Genomic DNA, 19511 nt, shown 5'->3' with positions numbered 1-19511 from the left:
ACCCCCTACTGCGCCGCGGAAGCCGTCTTTCCGGTGTTCCAGCGTTCGAGGGCCGAGCTAGAGATGATGTCTAGCAGAGCAGTGCGAAAGGCAGAAGCGTCACCGACGTCAGGCATGAGATCTCGCTCCAGTGTACGGGTTGAAGCCCATGCTTCGTCCCCCGAACGGGTGATAGAGACCACATGCCGTCGCCGGTCGCTCGGATCGGGCATGCGCTCGACGAAATTCTGCCGCTGCAGGCGGTCGAGAGTGCGTGACATCGTCTGATTCTCAACCCGCGCGAGGCGGGCCAGATCGGTCTGACTGCGCGGGCCTGTGGTGAGAATGTGCAGCACGATCAGGCCGGCGTGGGTGAGGCCCCGACGCTCGAGTTCGGCGATCCAGGCATGTTCGACAAGGCGGGCGGCGGTGGAGAGCAACCGCCCCGTGGGCCAGGTGGAGATGTCTTCGGCGGGAGGCTGCTGCGAGGTGGGCGGGGCTTCGGGCATCTCGCGCAAGCCCCCCTCGACCTCTTCTGGCATACAGCCAATCTAGTGCTAGCGTAATTAGTAAGCTAGCTGACTAATCGAGGTCTCGAATGGAAAAACCACTCCGCGGCACCCCCGCCGACGCCGCTCCTCATCGCGCTCGCGGTGCCCGCCTCGGAACCGCGACAGACGGCAAGGCATCGGCATGAGCTCGTCGCGCGCCCGCTGGGCGGGGCTGGTCTTCATCAGCGTGGGGGTCGCGCTGATCATCGTCGACTCGACGATCGTGAACGTGGCGATTCCGTCGATCATCGACGACCTCGGTATCAGTTCGACTCAGGTGCAGTGGGTGCAGGAGTCGTACACGCTCGTCTTCGCCGCCCTATTGCTGGTGTTCGGCACGCTGGCCGACCGATACGGGCGCCGACTGCTGCTCGTGACAGGCGTCGCCGTGTTCGCGGCAGCCTCGGTGCTCGCGGCGCTCGCACCCTCGGGCGAGCTGCTGATTGCCGCGCGGGTGATTCAGGGCGTCGGCGGGGCGATGGTGCTTCCGACGACGTTGTCGCTGATCAACGCGAACTTTCGCGGTCGAGAGCGCGCGCTGGCGTTCGCCGTGTGGGGGTCGACCATCGGCGGGATGACGGCCCTCGGCCCGCTGCTCGGCGGCTGGCTCACGACGTATTTCTCGTGGCGCTGGGCCTTCGGCATCAATATTCCGCTGGGCGTCATCGTCATCGTCGGGGTGCTCGTGTTCGTGCCCGAGTCGCGCGACGAGAACTCGCAGCGCCGGGTCGACGTGGTCGGGGCCGTTCTGTCGGTGCTGACGAGCGCGTCGCTGGTGTTCGGCCTGATCGAGGGCCGCAGCTACGGCTGGTTCTTCACCGCTTCGCCGGCTCCGTCGCTCGGCGGTGTCACCTGGCCGCTCGCCATTTCGCCGATTCCATTCGCCTTTGCGGTGACGGTCGTGGCCGGAGTGGCGTTCGTGCTGTGGGGCCGGCGGCGGCAACGTGCCGGCAAGAGCACGATGCTGGCCTTCGACTTATTCGCGATTCCGTCGTTTCGCAACGGCAACATCGCCGCGATGATCGTCGCGCTCGGCGAGTTCGGCATCATCTTGTCGTTACCGCTCTGGCTGCAGAACGTGCTGGGGTATTCGGCGGTACAGACGGGGCTGATCATCCTCGCGCTCGCCATCGGATCGTTCGTGGCGAGCGGATTCGCCGGAGCATTCGGCAACCGCATCGCGCCCGTGGTTATCGTTCGGGTGGGTCTTGCCGCCGAGATCGTGGGGGTTGCGGGCCTCGGCTTCGTCATTTCGCCGACGACCGCCTGGGGCATCCTGGTGCCGTTCTTGTTCGTCTACGGGTTCGGCGTGGGCCTCGCTACCGCACAACTGACCGGTGTGGTGCTGCGGGATGTTCCGGTCGAGCAGAGCGGGCAGGGTTCGGGCACCCAATCGACAGCGCGGCAGATCGGCTCGGCGCTCGGCATCGCCATTCTCGGCACCATTCTGTTCACCACCACCGGTGCCGCCCTCGACGCGTCGCTGGCGTCGCAGGGGGTTCCGGATGCCCAGCGATCGTCGCTCGTCTCCACGGTGGTCGACAGCTCAGGTGCGGCGATCACCGGGCTGGCCGCCTCCCCTTCGACCGCGGCCGTGGCGACAGACGCGAAGGCGGCGTTCAGCACCGGCACGCAACTCGCCGCGTTCTCGGCGGCAGGATTTCTCGTGATCGGGTTTCTGGCGACGCTGTCGCTGGGCGGTTCCGGCAGCGTGGCTGCCTCAGCCGAGCCCTCTCGGCTCTCAGGCCGGAAAGCGCCCGCGGGCGGGAAGAGCCAGATTGTGTAACAATTTGCGATGATTGTGTAACAATAGTGGAATGACGAGGGCAGCCGGGCGAGCATCCGCGGTGCTTGTCGTGGGCGCTGCGGTGTGTTTCGGCACGACGGGAACCGCCCAGGCGCTCGGCGGTGGCGGCGCAAGTGCACTGTCGCTGGGGGCTGCGCGCATCGTGTTCGGCGGGGCTTTGCTGGCGCTCATCGCGCTCGTGACGGTTCTGCATCGGCGCGCGCGAGCGCGGCCTGCCGCGCGGCGGCATCTGGGCGGTCGGGCCGGGCAGCCGACGTCGACTCCGTACGCGGCGTTGCGGATGCCCGGGTCGGGCTCGAGCGTCGCCACGAGTGCGGGCGAGCATCCGCTGCGGCGACCGGGTCTGCGGCGGCTGGGTCTGCGTCGGCTGGGTCTGCGTCGGCTGGGTCTGCGTCGGCTGGGTCTGCGTCGGCTGGCGCCGATCGGCCTCGTGGTGGTGGGGGCACTCGGGGTGGCGGCGTACCAGCCTGCGTTCTTCACCGGAACCAGCCAGAACGGCGTCGCTGTCGGCACCCTGGTGGCTCTCGGATCGGCACCCGTACTGACCGGGGTGCTCGAGTGGATCGTGTTGCGGCGAGCTCCGGGCAGGCGCTGGGCCCTCGCGACCGGCGTCGCCGCGCTGGGCGTGGCTGCGCTGTCGGGAGTCTTCTCGGGCGCCTCCGCCATCACCCCGCTCGGGCTTGTCGCCTCTCTTGCGGCGGGCCTCAGCTACGCCGTCTACGCCACGAGCAGCAAGGCGCTGCTCGACCGCGGCTGGGCGCCCTCGGTCGTGATGGGCGCCACCTTCGGGGTGGCGGCGCTCATCATGACGCCTGTGCTGCTCGCTACCGACCTGACCTGGATGTTCACGGCCGGCGGAGCGCTCACCGTCGGCTGGTTGGCGGTCATCACCACCGCGCTGGCCTACACGCTCTTCGCCCGTGGCCTGCGCGGCCTCACGGCATCTCGGGCCGCCACCCTCACCCTCGTCGAGCCCCTCACTGCGACCATTCTCGGGGTCGTCGTGTTGGGCGAGCAGTTCACCGTTTCGACCATCGTCGGGCTGGTGCTGCTCGTGCTCGGGATGGGCATCCTGACGGTCACGCGCCCGCGGAGGGGCGTGGCGATCTCGCCCGCGGCAGGAGAGGCACTATGACCACGGACCCGGCGCAGAACCCCCGGGAACAACGGGCGGCGACGTCGGTCGAGAAGCTGCACGGCGAGCTGCGCGGGCGCATCCTGAGCGGCGATCTCGAGGCCGGCACCCCGCTTCGCGAAGAGGCTCTCTCGGCCGAATACCAGCTCGGCCGGCACACCGTGCGGGCGGCGCTACGGCAGTTGGCGGCCGAGCGGCTGGTGAGCATCCAGCCATACTCCGGAGCCCGTGTGACTCTGCTCGACGACGACGAGGTACGGGCCCTCATGCAGCTGCGCTCGGCGCTCGAGGGCGAGGCTGTGCGGCTTCTGAACCGCCGCGCGTCGGAATCGGGGTCTGCGGCGGCGGCGGCGTCGGCGTCGGCGTCGGCTCGAGCCGACGATCTCGACGCTGCCAACGATCCCGACGTTGCCCACGCCATTCTCGCCGGTGTGTACAGCGCGAACGACGAGCTCAGGCGAGTGTGCCGCGACTCCCCCGGCGACCGTTCGGCCATCGAGGCCGCACATGCCACGCTGCACCATGCCATCGTCGAAGCCGCCGACAGCCCCCGAATCACGGATGCCCACGCCCAGCTGGAGGCCGAGAGCATCCTGTTTCTCGCCCAGCTGAGGCAGGTTCTCGACGCCGAAGAGATGATCCGCCAGCACGACCAGCTCGTCGCCGACCTGCTCCTCCGCGGCGAAGACGCCATCCACGAGCACCTCGAGCGCGCCGCCGACCAGCTCATCGCCGCGCGCGCCGCGCCGACCGCTTGACGCCTCGAACCGGCGAGGCGTCGAACTCTAGCTGGCGATCTCTAGACCCAAATCAGCCAACGGAACTTGCACGTGCCGCCCACGAATTGTGACCGAAATACTGGCATCGGTCGCGCCGGTTGCCTCCAAGTAATGGCGCAGTGTCGAAAGCAGCATGTCATCTCGTCGTTCCAGCTTGGAAATCTGCCCTTGGTTGACGCTCATGCGGCGAGCGACCTCGACTTGAGTTAGTTCGCCAGCGTCGCGGATCATGGCCAAACTCATCGCGTACACACGGTCAGCCTCCGCCGCTTCCTGCCGCATCGCTTCGACGGCCTGCGCCATTCCCGGCAGCTTTCGCAGCTGACCAATGCGGTCGTTGCCGCGCTCGAATGTCTTTTCACTCATCATTTCTCCCCTGTCTCTCTCATCCACGTCTCGATCAGAGCGTCAGCTCTCGTGCCGACACTGTCGTAGAACACATCTCCCATGTTCGCCTTGTCGCCCGAAAAGAGAGCAACACCGACTGTGCCGGTGTTCGGCGGGAACCAGCAGATCAACCGCACGGCCACGCCGGCCGCGAACGGATGCGAGACACGCCTGACCGAATACTGCTTCGATTGCGCGACGCGCTTGATCGTCGCCGTATCGCGAAGCGGCTCGCCTTCCAGTTCTTCGAGCAGCGTCAGTTCGAACGTCAGCTTCTCCAGCATCACCCGTGCACGAGAATTGCCGCCCGCGGCATCAGCCTCATACCGATCCAGCTGCCGCCCGAACTCAGCCGGCCAATCGACGATCATTCTTCAAGTATGCCATGAAGGAATATGCATCGCAATATATATCCGCACCACTCGAAGTTGTGGAGGGTGCCACCCGGCCGACGCCAACTCGACGCTCAGCGCCGTCAAGCCGGCGGAGCCGCGTTCGCTCGGGCCGCCGCGGCGGCGATCGACCGGAGTAACGGCGGAACGTCGAGCCGCGGCACGACCGCCTCAATGAGCGACAGACCCGCGAGGTTGGCCCGGGCATCCACCAGCGCCCGCCGCAGGGCGTCGACCGTCTCGACCCGGGCGGTGCGGATGCCCGGCGCATGCCGCGCGAAGGCCTGAGGCAGGGCGGTCCAGTCCCAGGCGGCGATGTCGTTGAAGGCAGCGTTCGGGCCATGGATAGCCCGCTCGACCGTGTAGCCGTCGTTGTTGACGACGACGATGATGGGAGCGAGTCCCTGACGCGTCATCGTGCCGAGCTCGGCGATCGTGAGTTGTGCGGCCCCGTCTCCGATGAGCAGCACCGGGCGCCGCTCGGGTGCTGCGAGGGCCGCACCGAGCAGGGCCGGCAACGAGAACCCGATCGCTGCCCAGAGCGGTTGCCCCACGAACACGACGTCGTGCGCAAGACGATGGGCGCCCATGCCGTAGAACGAGGTGCCCTGGTCGGCGAGCACCAGATCGCCCGGCTCGAGCGCGTCGCACACCACATCCCACAGGGAGTTCTGAGCGAGGAGTTCGGAGCCACCCCCGCCATCGTCAGAAAATATGCCTGTAGCGGCATGTTCAGCGCGAACGGGAGAGGAGGCCTCCGCGGCGTTCGGCGAAAGGGCGGGCGGGTTCGCCGACAGGATGCCCGTGAGGGCGGCGAGCGCATCGCCCAGGTCGATCTCGCCGAACTCGACACCGGCTACCGAGGCGCGGTGCGGGTCGAGCCGGATCACCTTCTCGGCGGCGAAGTTCTGGCTGAAGAATCCGCTGGTCAGGTCTGTGAACTGCACGCCCGCCAGGATGAGCACGTCGGCTCCTTCGATGCCCGCTCGTACGACTTCGTCGCTTGCCGCACCGGCATAGGTTCCGAGGTAACCCGGCCCGGACTCATCGACCACCCTTCGACCCCAGAGCAGAGTCGCGTGAGGCAGCGGCCCGGCGGAGAGCAGCGCGTGCAGTTGCGGCTCCGCGCCCATGCGTTGCACGAGAAGGTCGGCCAGCACCGCGACCGTTACGCCGCTTACATCCGCATCACCTGCTGCCGTACCTCCGGCAGCCGCGCCTCCGGCCCCCGCATCACCGGCTACCGCACCTCCGGCCGCTGCGCCATCAACCGGCGCCAGCACAGCCTCGGCGGCCGCGGTGAATGCCGCGAGCGACGGCGCCCAGGTGAGGTCGAGCAACGCAGGAAGTGGCGCGGTGGGTGGCTGGGCATCCGCTTCGCCCACATCGGCCGCGATGAGCAGATAGCCGGGCAGCCGGCGCTCGCGCACTTCGAGCAGCACGCGGTCGATCTCGGCGGCCGCGTTCGACGGCGTCAACACGGCCTGGGCGGTCGTCACTTCGCAGCTCATGCGAAAGAAGTGCCGAAAGTCTCCGTCGCCCAGCGAGTGATGCAGCGCACGACCCGCGTTCTGGGCGGCCTGCGTGGGCGCCCCCACGATGTGCACCACCGGAACATGCTCGGCGAAGCTGCCCGCTACCGCATTGATCGCGCTCAGCTCGCCCACCCCGAACGTCGTGCAGAGCGCGCCGATGCCGCGCAGGCGCGCGAATCCATCGGCCGCGTAGCCGGCGCCGAGCTCGTTCGCGGTGCCGACCCACGCGACGTGCTCGTGCGCCTCGACGTGATCGAGGAGGGTCAGCGTGAAGTCGCCGGGCACACCGAAAATGCGGTCGGCACCGAGTTCGGCGAGCCGATCGAGTAGGTAGTCGGTCACGGTATAGCGGGCGGCGTCGGTCATGCCGCCATTGCATCACAGGCGGCAGACACCGCATGAGCCGCCGCACACCTCGCGTGTTTCGAGAAGGTAAATTCCCGAAAAATCTGGGCCGAACACTTGCCAGAGGTTTGTTCGTAAGCTTTACTAACAAACATGTCTGCATCAGAAGGGCAGCGCGGCTCTTCGATTCTGGAACCCGCGCACCCCCACACCCACCTCGGTTTCGCCCAGAGCCGAGCACTGCGCCCGAGCGCGAAAGTACTGCCAGAGCACGCCCGGCACCACAACCGCTCCCTCGTTCTGCAGACCCTCTACCGCACCGGCCAACTGAGCCGTGCCGACATCGCTCGCGAAACCGGCCTCACCCGTGTGACGGTCTCCGACCTCGTCAACGATCTCATCGCCGAGCACCTCGTCATCGAGATGGGCCAGCGAGAGGATGCCCGGCCGGGCAAACCGGCCACGATTCTCGACATCGATCGTTCGGCCTTTCAGATCGTCGGAATCGACCTCTCTGAGCACTCCCTCTTTCGCGGCGCGGTGCTCGACCTCGACGGCCGTATTCTGCAGCGCGCCGAACTCCCCCTCGCCGGCAGCGTGGGCGACGACGCGGTAGCCAAGGTGCTCGCACTCACGGCGACACTGCTCGACGCCGCGACGGCACCGATTCTCGGTATCGGCATCGGATCCCCCGGTGTGGTCAATCTCGAGGGGGTGGTATTGAGCGCTCCGAACCTCGGCTGGCACAATCTCGACCTCCGATCCAAGGTCGAAGCGAAGTTCGCGCACCCCATCATCGTGGCGAACGATGCGAATGCGGCGGCCCTCGCCGAACACAGCTTCGGCGGAGCCGACGGCGACCTCATGATCGTCAAGGTCGGGCACGGCGTCGGCGCCGGGCTGCTGCTCGGCGGCTCCCCACTCTACGGAAGCCGGTTCGCGGCCGGTGAGATCGGCCACGTCGTCGTCGGCACCGACGGAGGCGCGCTGTGCGTCTGCGGCAAACACGGCTGCCTCGAGACCTGGCTCTCGACGCCGAACCTCACGCTGGCCATCGATCTCGCCCGGGCATCCGGTGCCTCGCAGGGCGAAGTGGATGCCCAGATCGACGTGATTCTGACCGAAGCCGGGCAGCGGCTCGGCATCGCGCTCGCGCCGATCGTCGGCGCCCTCAACCTGCCCGAAGTTGTGCTCGCCGGGCCCACTGAACTTCTCGATGGGGCGCTCGCCCGCGCCACTATCGAGACGCTCCGCAGCCGCACGATGGCCGAGTTCCACGGCGATCTGACGCTGCGGATGACCACGCTCGGGCACGACATCGTTCTGCGCGGCGCGGCCGTCATGGTGCTCTCGGGCCAGCTGGGGGTGTCGTAGGAGGTACCACACCACCTGCGACTTTCCACAGCCTGCCTTCGGCATCGCTTCTCCACAACTGCACACATCTCGCCCCACGCGTCGGCATCGTGCCGACACAATCAGCCCTAGGAAAGGTAACAACAATGCGAAAGAAACTCGGCCTCGCCGCCCTCGGCGTAGCCAGCATGCTCGCCCTCGCGGCGTGCTCGTCAGGCGCGAACTCCGGTTCGAGCAGCACTCCCGAGGCAGCGAACATCCGCGTCTGGCTGAACGGCACCGACACCCCGCAAGCGGCCCGCGACTACCTGAAGACGACCTTCGAGTCGCAGAACCCGGGTTCGACGCTCACGATCGAAGAGCAGTCGTGGACGGGTCTGGTCGACAAGCTGACCACCAGCCTGTCGGGCAGCGACAGCCCCGATGTCGTGGAGGTCGGCAACACCCAGGCCGCCGCGTTCACATCGGCCGGTGCCTTCGAAGACCTCACCGACAAATACCAAGATCTCGGGGGTGACGACCTGCTGCCCGGCTTCGTGACGGCGGGAACGTACGACGGCAAGTTCTACGCGGCACCCTACTACTCGGGCGCTCGACTGGTGTTCTACAAGAAAGACCTGATGGCGGCCTCCGGGCTCACGGTGCCGACGACCCTCGACCAGTACATCTCCAACGGAGTGACGCTGGCCGCGGCGAACCCGGGTGTCTCGGGCATCTACTTTCCCGGTCAAGACTGGTACAACGCCCTGCCCTACATCTGGGAGAACGGCGGCGAGATCGCAACCGATGACAACGGCACGTGGAAGGCCGGTTTCGAGTCCGCAGGCTCCATCGCCGGGCTAAAAGAGGTGCAGAAGGTCATGACGACCGCCTCGGTCGCGCCGAAAGACGGCAATGAGACCGACCCGCAGGTTCCGTTCTGCGCCGGTACCGTCGCTCAACTCTCAGCACCGAGCTGGGTGAAGGGGTCGATTCTGGCACCGGCGACCGCCACGGCTCCGGGATGCCCCGACCAAGAGGCGAACCTCGGCGTGTTCGCACTGCCCGGTAAGAACGGTGGCGCTGCCTCCGTGTTCGCCGGCGGCTCGAACATCGCCATTGCGGCCAAGTCGGCTCACCCCGAACTGGCCTACAGTGCGCTGAAGATCATGCTGAGCGACGGCTATCAGACCATTCTCGGCAACAACGGTCTGGTTCCGGCGAAGAAGTCGCTCGCGTCCACGCTCGGCACCGACGACGTCGCAAAGGCGACCGCGGCGGCAGCAGCGAACGCCAAGCTGACGCCGGCCTCACCCAAGTGGGCCGACGTTGAGGCGGCGGGCATCCTGCAGGACTTCTTCGTGAAGATCGCGCAGGGCGGCGACGTTCCCACGCTGGCGGCCGACGTCGACGGCAAGATCAACGCGATCCTGAACGGCTGAGCTGCACCAATAGCGCGCCGCCGCTCCTGCGGCGCGCATAGGAATGTTCGGGCCCGGCATCGCCCGCCGGGCCCGAACATCCACCAGGTGATTTCAGCCCTAGGAAGGTGAAGTCACACTCGCCATCGTAACGAAAGCGATTCCTTTCATGTCTTCTGTCAGCAGCTCTATCGATGTGGCCCCCGGCGCCATCGACTGCGCCCGCCAGGTGCCCGGCCCCGGCTCCGGCGGCTCGGGCGGCGCCGCCGGCTCCGGCGGCCCTGCAGAGTCGCGTCGCTCGCGGGCGAGGCGTTTGCTCGGCGGCAAGCGGCTCGCCCCGGCGCTGCTGCTCGTACCCGCCATCGTTATTCTCATCGTCATCATCGGCTGGCCCCTGGTGCAGCTCGTCGTGGTTTCTTTTCAGCAGTACGGTCGAGCGCAGGTGTTCGGCCAGGCGGCGCCCTTCATCGGCTTCGACAACTACACCCGTGTGCTCGGCGACTCGCAGTTCTGGCAGGTGCTCGCACGCAGCTTTCTGTTCTGCGCCGTCAATGTCGTGGTCACCATGAGCCTCGGCACCCTGATCGCCCTGCTCATGACCCGACTGAACAAGTTCTTTCGCGCCCTGCTCTCCGTCGGGCTGCTGCTCGCCTGGGCGATGCCGGCTCTTACCGCGGTCATCGTGTGGGGCTGGCTCTTCGACACGCAGTTCGGCGTGGTCAACTACGTACTCACTCAGGTCACCGGCATCGACTTCATCGGCCACTCCTGGCTGATCAACCCCATCAGCTTCTTCGCGGTCGCCGCCATCATCATCATCTGGCAGTCGGTTCCGTTCGTCGCCTTCACCATCTACGCGGGTCTGACCCAGGTTCCCGACGAGGTGCTCGAGGCCGCGCAGCTCGACGGCGCGGGTGCCGTGAAGCGCTTTCGCCTCGTCATCTTTCCGTACCTCAAGTCGATCTTCGTGGTCGTCACGATTCTGCAGATCATCTGGGATCTGCGCGTCTTCACCCAGGTCTTCGCGCTGCAGGGCATCGGCGGTGTGCGCGAGCAGACCTCGACACTCGGCGTCTACATCTACCAGACCTCGCTCGGTACCGGCGACTACGGGGCCGGCGGCGCGATCGCCGTCATCATGGTCATCATCATGATGGCCATCTCGATCTTCTATGTTCGCCAGGTCATCAAGGAGGTGGAGCTGTGAGCACTCCCACCCGCACCACCAAGAATTCCTCATCCGCAGCGTCGGCCGGGTCGGCACAGTCAGCAGAATCGTCTGACTCAGCAGGCGAGTCGTCTGTCGAGTCGAGGGCGTTGACCTCTGCGGTCTCTGCAATGATCGTGCCGCCGTCAGCCCGAAACGGCGTGCGCCGCTACCAGGTCTCCGGCCCGCGTGTGAAGCGCCGGCTGGCGAACATCGTGTTCAGCGCGATTGCTGTCGTCATCTTCGTCTGTTCGGTCTTTCCGGTGTACTGGATGATCAACACCTCCCTGCAGCCGAACAACGAGATCCGCACGCCCGTGCCGAATTTCTTTCCGAAAGACTTCACGCTCGGCAACTACGTCACGGTGTTGTTCGAGCCGTCACGCTCACCGTTTCTCCCGGCACTGGCGAACTCCCTCGCGGTGACGGTTCTCACGGTGATCATCGCCCTGGTGTTCGCCTTCTTGGCGTCGCTGGCCGTCACGCGGTTCCGGTTCAAGGGCCGTAAGGCGTTCATCCTCTCGATCTTGATCATCCAGATGATTCCGGCCGAAGCGATGATCGTCTCGACCTATCGTGTGCTCGACAGCTGGTCGCTGCTCAATACGATCGCCGGGCTCACGCTGGTTTATGTCGCGACCGTGCTGCCTTTCACCATCTGGACTCTGCGCGGCTTCGTCAACGGCGTTCCGGTCGAGCTCGAAGAGGCGGCGATGATCGACGGCTTGTCGCGCATCGGCGCGTTCTGGAAGATCACCTTCCCCCTGCTCGCCCCAGGCCTCGTGGCCACCGGCGTGTTCGGGTTCATCCAAGCCTGGAACGAGTTCGTACTCGCCCTTGTCGTCATGTCGCGGCCGGCATCGCAGACGCTGCCCGTGTGGTTGCGCACCTTTCAGCAAGCGAACGGCACCACCGACTGGGCCGCCATCATGGCCGGGTCGACCCTCATGGCGATTCCGGTGGTCGTGTTCTTCTTGATCGTTCAGGGTCGCATGACGAGTGGGCTGATGAGCGGGGCGGTGAAGGGATGAGCGACGAATCCCGAACCGGGCTGCGCACTGCCGTCGCCGGCACCCTGCTGCCCGGATTCGACGGCCGCAGACTGCCCGACTGGGTGCGCGACAGGCTCGCGTCAGGCCTCGCCGGGGTGTGTCTGTTCGGCGAGAACATCGAGTCACTCGCTCAGCTGCGCGAGCTGACCGGCGACATTCACGCCGCCAATCCGGCCGCGGTGATCGCTATCGACGAAGAGGGCGGCGACGTCACCCGCCTTTTCTACGACATCGGGTCGCCGTACCCGGGCAACGCCGTGCTCGGGCGAATCGACGACCCGGCACGCACCGAGGCCGTGGCGGCGGCGGTCGGAGCCGCACTGGCCGAGGCCGGCGTGACGCTCGACTTCGCTCCCGACGTCGACGTCAATTCGAATCCCGACAATCCCGTGATCGGGGTGCGCAGCTTCGGCGCCTCTGCCGAGCACGTCGCCCGACACAGTGCGGCCTGGGTTCGTGGGCTGCAGTCGACGGGTGTCGCCGCGAGCGCCAAACACTTTCCCGGTCACGGCGACACCGCGACCGATTCGCATCGAGCCCTGCCTGTCGTCGATGCTTCGCTCGAGCACCTTCGTTCGCGCGAACTGGTTCCTTTCGTGGCCTCTATCGAGGCAGGCGTGAAGACCATCATGACGTCGCACATTCTGCTGCCGCAGCTCGACCCCGAGCATCCGGCAACCCTGTCGAGCGCGGTGCTCGGCCTGCTGCGACACGAACTCGGCTTCACCGGAGTCATTGTCAGCGACGCCCTCGACATGGCCGGCGCCAGCGGAACCATCGGCATTCCCGAGGCGGCCGCGCGGGCACTCGGCGCGGGCTGCGACCTGCTCTGCATCGGCACCAAGAACACGGATGCCCAGCTCACCACCATCGAAGATGTGGTCTTGGCTGCCGTCGCCGGTGGCCGGCTCTCCGAGGGCCGCGTGCGTGCAGCCGCTCAGTCTGTGCGCACGCTGGACTCCAGCACGAGCCGCACCGACAGGAGTGCCGGCACGATGCCGTCCGCCGGGGCGATTCCGACCGCCGGCGAAGTGGCCGCCTCGTTCGACGTCTCCGACTGGGCACGGCAGTGGATCGCGGCAGGCGACCCCGGTCTCGTGGTGCGACTCGAGGCACCCGCCAACGAGGCGGTCGGCACTGCGCCGTGGGGGCCGTTCGCCGCTCTCGATCGCACGATGGCGGGCGAGCCAGCGAGTGAGTCGGCGAGCGAGTCGACGAGCGCCACGTCGAGCGCGGCGATCGAGGCGTCGAGCGTTACGTCGACTGCGGCAAGCGCTACGTCGACCGCGACGAGCGGCTGGTGGCGAGGCGCCGACGTGATCACCGTCACCGAACGGTCTGCAGCCGACCTCGAACGACTCGGCGACGACCCTCGTTTCGCCCGCAACCGCGTCGTGGTCATCGGCCGCGACAACCACCGAGTGAGCTGGGTACGGCGACTCGTCGATACACTCCGCCGCTCGAACGACGTACTCGTCGTCGACATGGGCTGGCCTGACGCCGAGCGGCAGTACGCCGACATCGCCACGTTCGGAGCCTCACGGCTCGTCGGCGAGGCGCTGCTCATCGCGCTCGCTTCTCACCCCACGAATCTCGATACACCGCCGGCGACCACGAGCCTGCACCACGAAAGGCTTCTGCTGTGAGAATCGGAATCGACATCGGCGGAACCAAGACCGACGCCGTGATCGTCGCGGACGACGGAACCCTGGCGCGTCGCATCCGCGTCGCCACCGGCTTCGGCGCCGATGCGGTGGTGGAATCGGTCGTCACCGCGATCGGCGAGCTGCTCGCGCCGACGGGGCTTCGGCTCAGCGACGCCCGATCCGTCGGAATCGGCATTCCCGGCACCGTCGACAGCATCTCGGGTCATGTGTCGCACGCGGTCAACCTCGGCTTTGACACGCTCGACCTCGGCGCGGCTCTCGAAGCCCGGCTGGGCATCCGGGTGCGCATCGAAAACGATGTGAAAGCCGCCGCGGTCGGGGCGTACTTCTTGCTCGAGCACGATGCAGAAGCCGTGGTGGCGGGCGCGCCGGCGTGGGGCTCGGCAGTTGCGGGCGGGGCTGTGGTTGCGGGTGCACCGATAGCGGGCGCGCCGGCTGAGGGCGCGGCCGTTACGGAGGCGGCTCGTCCGCGTTCGATGGCATACCTCAACCTCGGAACGGGACTTGCCGCCGGACTCGTGCTCGACGGCGAACTCTGGCGCGGATCGTGGGGAGCGGCGGGCGAGATCGGCCACATTCCTCTCGATCCAGCCGGTGCCGTCTGCCCGTGCGGGCAACGCGGCTGCCTCGAGACCGTGGCATCGGGCTCCGGCATCTCACGCCAATGGCAGACCGACGACCCGAAACCGGCGCAATCGTTGTTCGCAGCGGCAGACGCCGGCGACCCGTACGCGAGCGATCTTCGCGACCGCTTCATCGAGGGCATCGCGTCGGCTGTGCGCATTCTCGTGCTGACGGTCGATGTCGACACCGTCGTGATCGGCGGGGGCCTCAGCAATCTCGGGCGCCCCCTTCTCGCGCGCGTCTGCGCGGTTCTCTCCGACTGGGCGGCGGCCTCGCCCTTCATCGCTTCGCTCGACTTGGCACGCCGCGTCGAGTTGTTACCCGAAGGGTTTCCCGCGGCAGCCGTCGGCGCGGCATTGGTAGGGCTGACGACCGCCGCAGCGACCGCCGAAACCGACACGGAGGTCGCCGGCGAGATCACCGCCGAAACCGACACGGAGATCGCCAGTGAGATCACCGCCGAAACCGACACGGAGATCGCCACGGAGACCGATTCCGACTCCGACTCCGTCCCTCTTCACGACCCCGCAGGCGACCTCGTCAACGCCTCAGAAAGCAGCTCCTGACCCATGGCACAGATCGTGATCGTCGAAAACGCCGCTGCGGCCGGCCGTCTCGCCGCAGACGCCATCGTGCGAGTCATCGCGCGAAAACCCGATGCGGTACTCGGTCTCGCTACCGGGTCGACTCCCCTGTCGACCTACAGCGCTCTTGTCGAACATGCGCGTGCCGAAGCCCTCGACCTGAGCGAAGTACGCGGTTTTGCACTCGACGAGTACCTCGGCCTGCCGCCCGGTCACCCGGAAAGCTACCGGGCCGTCATCACCCGCGAGGTGGTGGAGCCGCTGGGGCTGACGGCCGCGAACATCCGCACTCCCGACGGGTCGCCCGAGACCATCAATACCGCCGGCGACGCCTACGAACGCGCCATCACCGAGTCCCGCGGCGTCGACCTGCAGATTCTCGGCATCGGCACCGACGGGCACGTCGGCTTCAACGAACCCGGGTCGTCGTTCGCGTCACTCACCCGAGTGAAGACCCTCACCGAGCAGACCCGCCGCGACAACGCGCGTTATTTCGAGAGCCTGGATGCCGTACCGATGCACTGCATCACGCAGGGTCTCGGCACCATCCGCCGCGCGCGTCACCTCGTGCTGCTGGCATTCGGGGCCGCGAAGTCCGCCGCGATCGCCGCCGCTGTGGAAGGGCCTGTCACTGCGAGCCAGCCAGGGTCGGTCATCCAGTTGCACCCGCACACCACTGTGCTCGTCGACGAAGACGCCGCCGCCGACCTCGCGAACGCCGACTACTACCGGCACGCCTGGGCGAACCGCCCGGCCTGGCAGCAGCTCTGACGAACCGGAGAGCGACCCAGCAGGTTGCCAGCTGAGGAGAAAACGATCTGACATCATCAGAAGGTGATGTTTCTTCAGTTTATTAGCCGGCAGGGTCTCTGGGTCGTGGGTGGCGTGCTAGCGCTGGGCGCCGCCGTGCGTATCGTGCTGATCTTCTCGCCCTCGTTCACTCTCGATGCCGACAAAGCCGTCGTCTACCTCATGGCGGTGCGACAGGCGCACGGCGAGTTCTCTGCGCTGTTCTGGGGACAGGCCTACGGTGGCACCCTCATTTCTACGCTGGCGGGCGCACTGATGTGGGCCAGTTCTGTTCCGACTCCCCTGTTCGTGCTCGGGGTGACACTCGTAATGACGCTGACGAGTGCTCTGCTGCTGTGGCGCATCGCTGTCGTGTCTCTCGGCCGCGGGCCCGCTTTTGTCGCGCTCACTGTCTTTCTGTTTCCGGGCGCCTTTCTGCTGCGGCAGTCGGTTGACGACGGAGGCTTCTACGCCTCGAGCCTTCTGTTCGCCCTCGCGGCCATCTGGCTGGCCGTCGACGACCAGCTCGCCACTCGACTGCCGCCACCGGCTCGCACGGCGCTGATCGGGCTCGCCATCGGCGTCGCGCTCTGGCGTTCTCCGATGGGATTCGCACTGGCCGTTCCGGCGGTCGGCGTGCACCTGCGCAGGGCGCCACGCCTGCGCAAACTGCTCACGATAGGCGCCACCGCACTGCTCGGCGCGGCGCCCTTCCTCGTTGCCACCGCGGTGCAGACCCTGGGCGGCGCGTCAGGCTCGCACCTCCTCTCACCCTCGGCGCCGGTCGCGCTTTGGGGCCTCAGCGATCGCGTTCGAATGCTCCTGCTTCAGATGCTGCCCGCAGGGCTGCCCTTCGGCCAGACTGCGCCCGCCAAGGTCGTGACCGCCGCCGCAGCCGTGCTTCTCCTCGCAGTACTGCTGCGAACGCTGCACGACACAAGCGGGGCCGCCTTCGCCCTCTCGGCCGGCGCCGCACTGTTTCTGCTGCTGCTGACCGCGTCAGGCAACCTGGTCGACCGCAGTGCTGACCGGTATGACGAATTCTTGCTGCCCGCCCTCAGCTACGGCGCCGCCTCGCTGGTCGCTGTGGCGGGCCGTCGGCTTCGAACGGCCGTGATCCCGATCGTTGTGGCGGCCGCGGTCGCGGCTACCTCCGTCGTTCTCGCTCAGACCCTGTCGGTCTCGGAGTTGAGCCCGAATCAGCTCGTCGCGTCGCCGCTGGCGCCGGGAATCGCGCCAGCGGCACGTTTCGGCCACGATGCCGATCTGATTTCGAGCTACCTCGCGAGTGAGCACGTCTCCGGCGCGTGGGCAACCTACTGGCTGTCGTATCGCATAGCAGCAGCAAGCGCCGGATCCATCGCCGTAGCCGACATCGAGTTCGACCGCTACCCGCCCGCCCGCGCCGCCGTGGCGCAGACGAGTCCCGGCGTGATCGTCGTTGCGGCAGGCTCCAGCGAACAGGTCGCCCTTGCCGCGCCAACGGCACGTCTCACCCCGAGCGATGAGGTCGAGGTCGGTGGTGCGAGCATCTTCTTCTACGATCATCCGCTCGGCGAAGCGCAACTGCTCTCGTTGCTGCCGAATGGATGATCGGGTACTGCGCCGGCGTCAGGCCGACTGCTCGGCCGAGAGCTTACGCACCATGTCGAGCTTTTCAGGAAACGCGCACTCCATCATCTCGCGCACGTCGGGGTCGCCCTCGAACTCGTCGGCCATGTCGAGCCCGATCATCGTATTGATCAGCATGCCCGACGCGAGAAACTGCTGCACTTGATCGACGTCGAACCCCGCGTCGTCGCGCAGAAAGCGGTACACCGCCATGAAGCCGTACCGCGCGGCGGCACCGATGACAGGCTCGCGCCCCAGTACGAAAGCATGCATGAGCGAGAGCAGCAGTCCGTGCTGGTTCAGCTGGTTGATGTACGCCAGCCCCATGCGCCGCTCGAGCGGCACCTCTGATTCGGTGTCGTCGAGCGCGCTCTGAAACCCGGCGAGCAGCAACGCGAGAGCGCGGTTGATCACGTCAAGAAAGAGCTGCTCCTTGGTTCCGAACAGACGCACGACGTAGGGCTGACTCACGCCCGCGGCCTTCGCCACGTCGGCCGTCGTCGTTCCGACGTACCCGCTCTTGCCGAACACATCGGTCGCCGCTTGCAGAATCAGCTCGCGTCGCTCGTCGCTGCGCATACGCGTTTGGGGAAGTTCGGAAGCCATATTGACATGGTATCAGCTGATAACTAAAGTCTAAGTAATCGTTCGATAACTACCCACATCCTCTCTGAATCGAGACGACAATGACTTCATCACTCGCCACGGCTCCTCCGTCGCCGACCGCGGCCGCAACGCGCCGCCGCATCCCTATCTGGCTCGCGATTCTCGCCGCCTCACTGCCCATGTTCATGGCCACGCTCGACAACCTCATCATGACCAGTGCCCTGCCGGTCATCCGCACCGACCTGAACGCCTCGATCAGCGAGCTGCAGTGGTTCGTGAATGCGTACACGCTCTCTTTCGCCACATTCATGCTCATGGCGGTCGCTGTGGGTGACCGCCTGGGTCGCCGCAACGTGTTCGTGTTCGGCATTGCGCTGTTCACGGCCGCCTCCATCTTCTCGGCGCTCAGCACTGAGTCGTGGATGCTCATCGTCGGCCGCGCTTTTCAAGGCGTCGGGGCAGCGGCACTCATGCCGCTCTCGCTGACGCTGCTGGTCGGCTCGGTCAGCACCAAGATGCGGCCGCTCGCCATCGGAATCTGGGGCGGCGTCTCCGGCCTCGGCGTGGCGCTCGGCCCGCTCATCGGCGGCGCCGTCATCGAGGGCTTCAACTGGCAGGCCATCTTCTGGCTGAACGTACCCGTCGGCATCGTGGCGATTCCGCTCGCTCTGCTCGCCCTGCCGAACACCTTCGGGGCGCGCCTTCGGGCAGATGTCTTGGGCCTCGTACTTGTCGGCACCGGTGTTCTCGCGGTGGTCTACGGCATCATCCGTGGCAACGACGCGGGCTGGTCGAGCTTCGAGGTCGTCGGGTCGCTCACGGCAGGTGCGGTGCTGCTCGTGGCGTTCGTCTTCTGGGAATCGCGCACATCCGCCCCCCTGCTACCGCTTCGACTCTTTCGTGACCGCAGTTTCACGGTAGCGAACATCATCGGCATCACGTTCAGCTTCGGCATCTTCGGGTCGGTGTTCATTCTCATTCAGTACCTGCAGATCGTTCAGGGCCACAGCCCGCTCGAAGCCGGGTTGATGACAACCCCGTGGACGGCGGCCCCGCTGATCGTCGCACCCCTGACCGGATTCATCACGCCGCGGGTCGGCACGCGGCTGCTCATCATCGTGGGGCTGGCGTTGCAGGCCGCCGGGCTGTTCTGGCTGGCGCTGGTGATGACGCCCGACACGGCGTATCTTGCGATGCTCGGGCCCTTCTTGCTCGCCGGAATCGGCATGGGCCTCGTGTTCGCGCCCGTATCGTCGGCCGTGCTGGTGAACATGGCGCCTGCCGATCAGGCCAAGGCATCGGGTACCAACTCGACGCTGCGCGAGATCGGAGTAGCGCTCGGCATCGCGGTGCTCACCGCGGTGTTCACAGGCCACGGTGGCCAGCTCACGCCGACGGGTTATGTGGATGCGGCGATTCCCGCCGTGATGGTGGGCGCCGCCGCGCTGGCGGTGGCCGCGCTCATCGCGTTTCTGCTGCCCGCGGGTCGGGCCGTTCACGTTGATGTGGCGCCGGCCTATGGGGTGGCCGCGGATGCGGCGCCGGCCGATGGGGTGGCCGCGGATGCGGCCCACGCCGACGCCACCCTCTCCGTTGGCGCCGACGTCACGCCCGACGCGCTGGTACGCGAACCCACCCCCTGACGCTCTGCCCCGCGACTTCGCCTTGGCCGCATCGCCCCGTATTGCGCAGAAGCACCTTTCGACGC

17 protein-coding genes are annotated in these 19511 nt (G+C 66.8%); 12 read left to right on the top strand and 5 right to left on the bottom strand.

The features are described from left to right. Positions 1 to 5: 5 nt before the first annotated feature. A complete protein-coding gene (locus LQ955_RS18730; protein WP_231025989.1) occupies positions 6 to 521 on the bottom strand; it encodes a MarR family winged helix-turn-helix transcriptional regulator in 516 nt (171 codons plus the stop codon). Between the two features lie 151 nt (positions 522 to 672). Here LQ955_RS18730 and LQ955_RS18725 point away from each other — a divergent pair, with 151 nt between their 5' ends. Genes LQ955_RS18725 through LQ955_RS18715 form a run of 3 tightly spaced genes read left to right on the top strand, consistent with a single transcriptional unit; the run spans position 673 to position 4230 of the window. Next, entirely contained in the window at positions 673 to 2316 is a 1644-nt protein-coding gene (locus LQ955_RS18725) for a DHA2 family efflux MFS transporter permease subunit (RefSeq protein WP_231025988.1), read from the top strand. A gap of 31 nt (positions 2317 to 2347) precedes the next feature. Continuing rightward, on the top strand, positions 2348 to 3472 hold the full coding sequence (locus tag LQ955_RS18720) for a DMT family transporter (protein ID WP_231025987.1): 1125 nt from the start codon (positions 2348 to 2350) through the stop codon (positions 3470 to 3472). Continuing rightward, entirely contained in the window at positions 3469 to 4230 is a 762-nt protein-coding gene (locus LQ955_RS18715; RefSeq protein WP_231025986.1) for a GntR family transcriptional regulator, read from the top strand. The genes LQ955_RS18720 and LQ955_RS18715 overlap by 4 nt, the downstream gene beginning before the upstream one ends. Before the next feature lie 27 nt (positions 4231 to 4257). Here LQ955_RS18715 and LQ955_RS18710 read toward each other — a convergent pair whose 3' ends face one another. The 3 genes from LQ955_RS18710 to LQ955_RS20100 form a co-directional block, all read right to left on the bottom strand. Continuing rightward, entirely contained in the window at positions 4258 to 4644 is a 387-nt protein-coding gene (locus LQ955_RS18710; protein ID WP_231025985.1) for a helix-turn-helix domain-containing protein, read from the bottom strand. Then, complete coding sequence (locus LQ955_RS18705) at positions 4617 to 5009, bottom strand: hypothetical protein (protein WP_231025984.1); 393 nt, start codon at positions 5007 to 5009, stop codon at positions 4617 to 4619. Before LQ955_RS18705 ends, LQ955_RS18710 begins: the two co-directional genes overlap by 28 nt. 104 nt (positions 5010 to 5113) lie before the next feature. Further along, the gene (locus LQ955_RS20100) at positions 5114 to 6931 is read right to left on the bottom strand and encodes an alpha-keto acid decarboxylase family protein (protein WP_304961253.1); all 1818 of its coding nucleotides are present in this window, start codon (positions 6929 to 6931) and stop codon (positions 5114 to 5116) included. 132 nt (positions 6932 to 7063) lie between these two features. Between LQ955_RS20100 and LQ955_RS18690 the strand changes: the two genes are divergently transcribed. From LQ955_RS18690 to LQ955_RS18655, 8 genes are all read left to right on the top strand, one after another. Beyond that, positions 7064 to 8284, top strand: coding sequence for an ROK family transcriptional regulator (locus LQ955_RS18690; protein WP_231025983.1), 1221 nt, complete (start codon positions 7064 to 7066; stop codon positions 8282 to 8284). A gap of 125 nt (positions 8285 to 8409) precedes the next feature. Then, positions 8410 to 9684: an extracellular solute-binding protein gene (locus LQ955_RS18685; RefSeq protein WP_231025982.1), complete on the top strand. Its 1275-nt coding sequence runs from the start codon at positions 8410 to 8412 to the stop codon at positions 9682 to 9684. A gap of 148 nt (positions 9685 to 9832) precedes the next feature. Continuing rightward, positions 9833 to 10870, top strand: a complete 1038-nt coding sequence (locus LQ955_RS18680; RefSeq protein ID WP_231025981.1) for a carbohydrate ABC transporter permease — start codon at positions 9833 to 9835, stop codon at positions 10868 to 10870. A 131-nt stretch (positions 10871 to 11001) separates the two neighbouring features. Further along, complete coding sequence (locus LQ955_RS18675; protein WP_390623500.1) at positions 11002 to 11901, top strand: carbohydrate ABC transporter permease; 900 nt, start codon at positions 11002 to 11004, stop codon at positions 11899 to 11901. Next, positions 11898 to 13568, top strand: a complete 1671-nt coding sequence (locus LQ955_RS18670) for a glycoside hydrolase family 3 N-terminal domain-containing protein (RefSeq protein ID WP_231025979.1) — start codon at positions 11898 to 11900, stop codon at positions 13566 to 13568. The genes LQ955_RS18675 and LQ955_RS18670 overlap by 4 nt, the downstream gene beginning before the upstream one ends. Next, positions 13565 to 14779, top strand: a complete 1215-nt coding sequence (locus LQ955_RS18665) for an ROK family protein (protein WP_231025978.1) — start codon at positions 13565 to 13567, stop codon at positions 14777 to 14779. The genes LQ955_RS18670 and LQ955_RS18665 overlap by 4 nt, the downstream gene beginning before the upstream one ends. A gap of 3 nt (positions 14780 to 14782) precedes the next feature. Beyond that, positions 14783 to 15568: a glucosamine-6-phosphate deaminase gene (locus LQ955_RS18660; RefSeq protein ID WP_231025977.1), complete on the top strand. Its 786-nt coding sequence runs from the start codon at positions 14783 to 14785 to the stop codon at positions 15566 to 15568. A 63-nt stretch (positions 15569 to 15631) separates the two neighbouring features. Then, on the top strand, positions 15632 to 17179 hold the full coding sequence (locus LQ955_RS18655; RefSeq protein WP_231025976.1) for a hypothetical protein: 1548 nt from the start codon (positions 15632 to 15634) through the stop codon (positions 17177 to 17179). Positions 17180 to 17197: 18 nt separating this feature from the next. Here the strand turns inward: LQ955_RS18655 and LQ955_RS18650 are convergent, their stop codons facing one another. After that, positions 17198 to 17803, bottom strand: coding sequence for a TetR/AcrR family transcriptional regulator (locus LQ955_RS18650; protein WP_231025975.1), 606 nt, complete (start codon positions 17801 to 17803; stop codon positions 17198 to 17200). Positions 17804 to 17883: 80 nt separating this feature from the next. Between LQ955_RS18650 and LQ955_RS18645 the strand changes: the two genes are divergently transcribed. Then, a complete protein-coding gene (locus tag LQ955_RS18645) occupies positions 17884 to 19446 on the top strand; it encodes a DHA2 family efflux MFS transporter permease subunit (protein ID WP_231025974.1) in 1563 nt (520 codons plus the stop codon). Positions 19447 to 19511 lie beyond the last annotated feature (65 nt).

The sequence above is a fragment of the Subtercola endophyticus genome, from assembly GCF_021044565.1.
Taxonomy (GTDB): Bacteria; Actinomycetota; Actinomycetes; order Actinomycetales; family Microbacteriaceae; genus Subtercola; species Subtercola endophyticus.
This window is presented reverse-complemented; position numbering and strand designations above follow the sequence as displayed.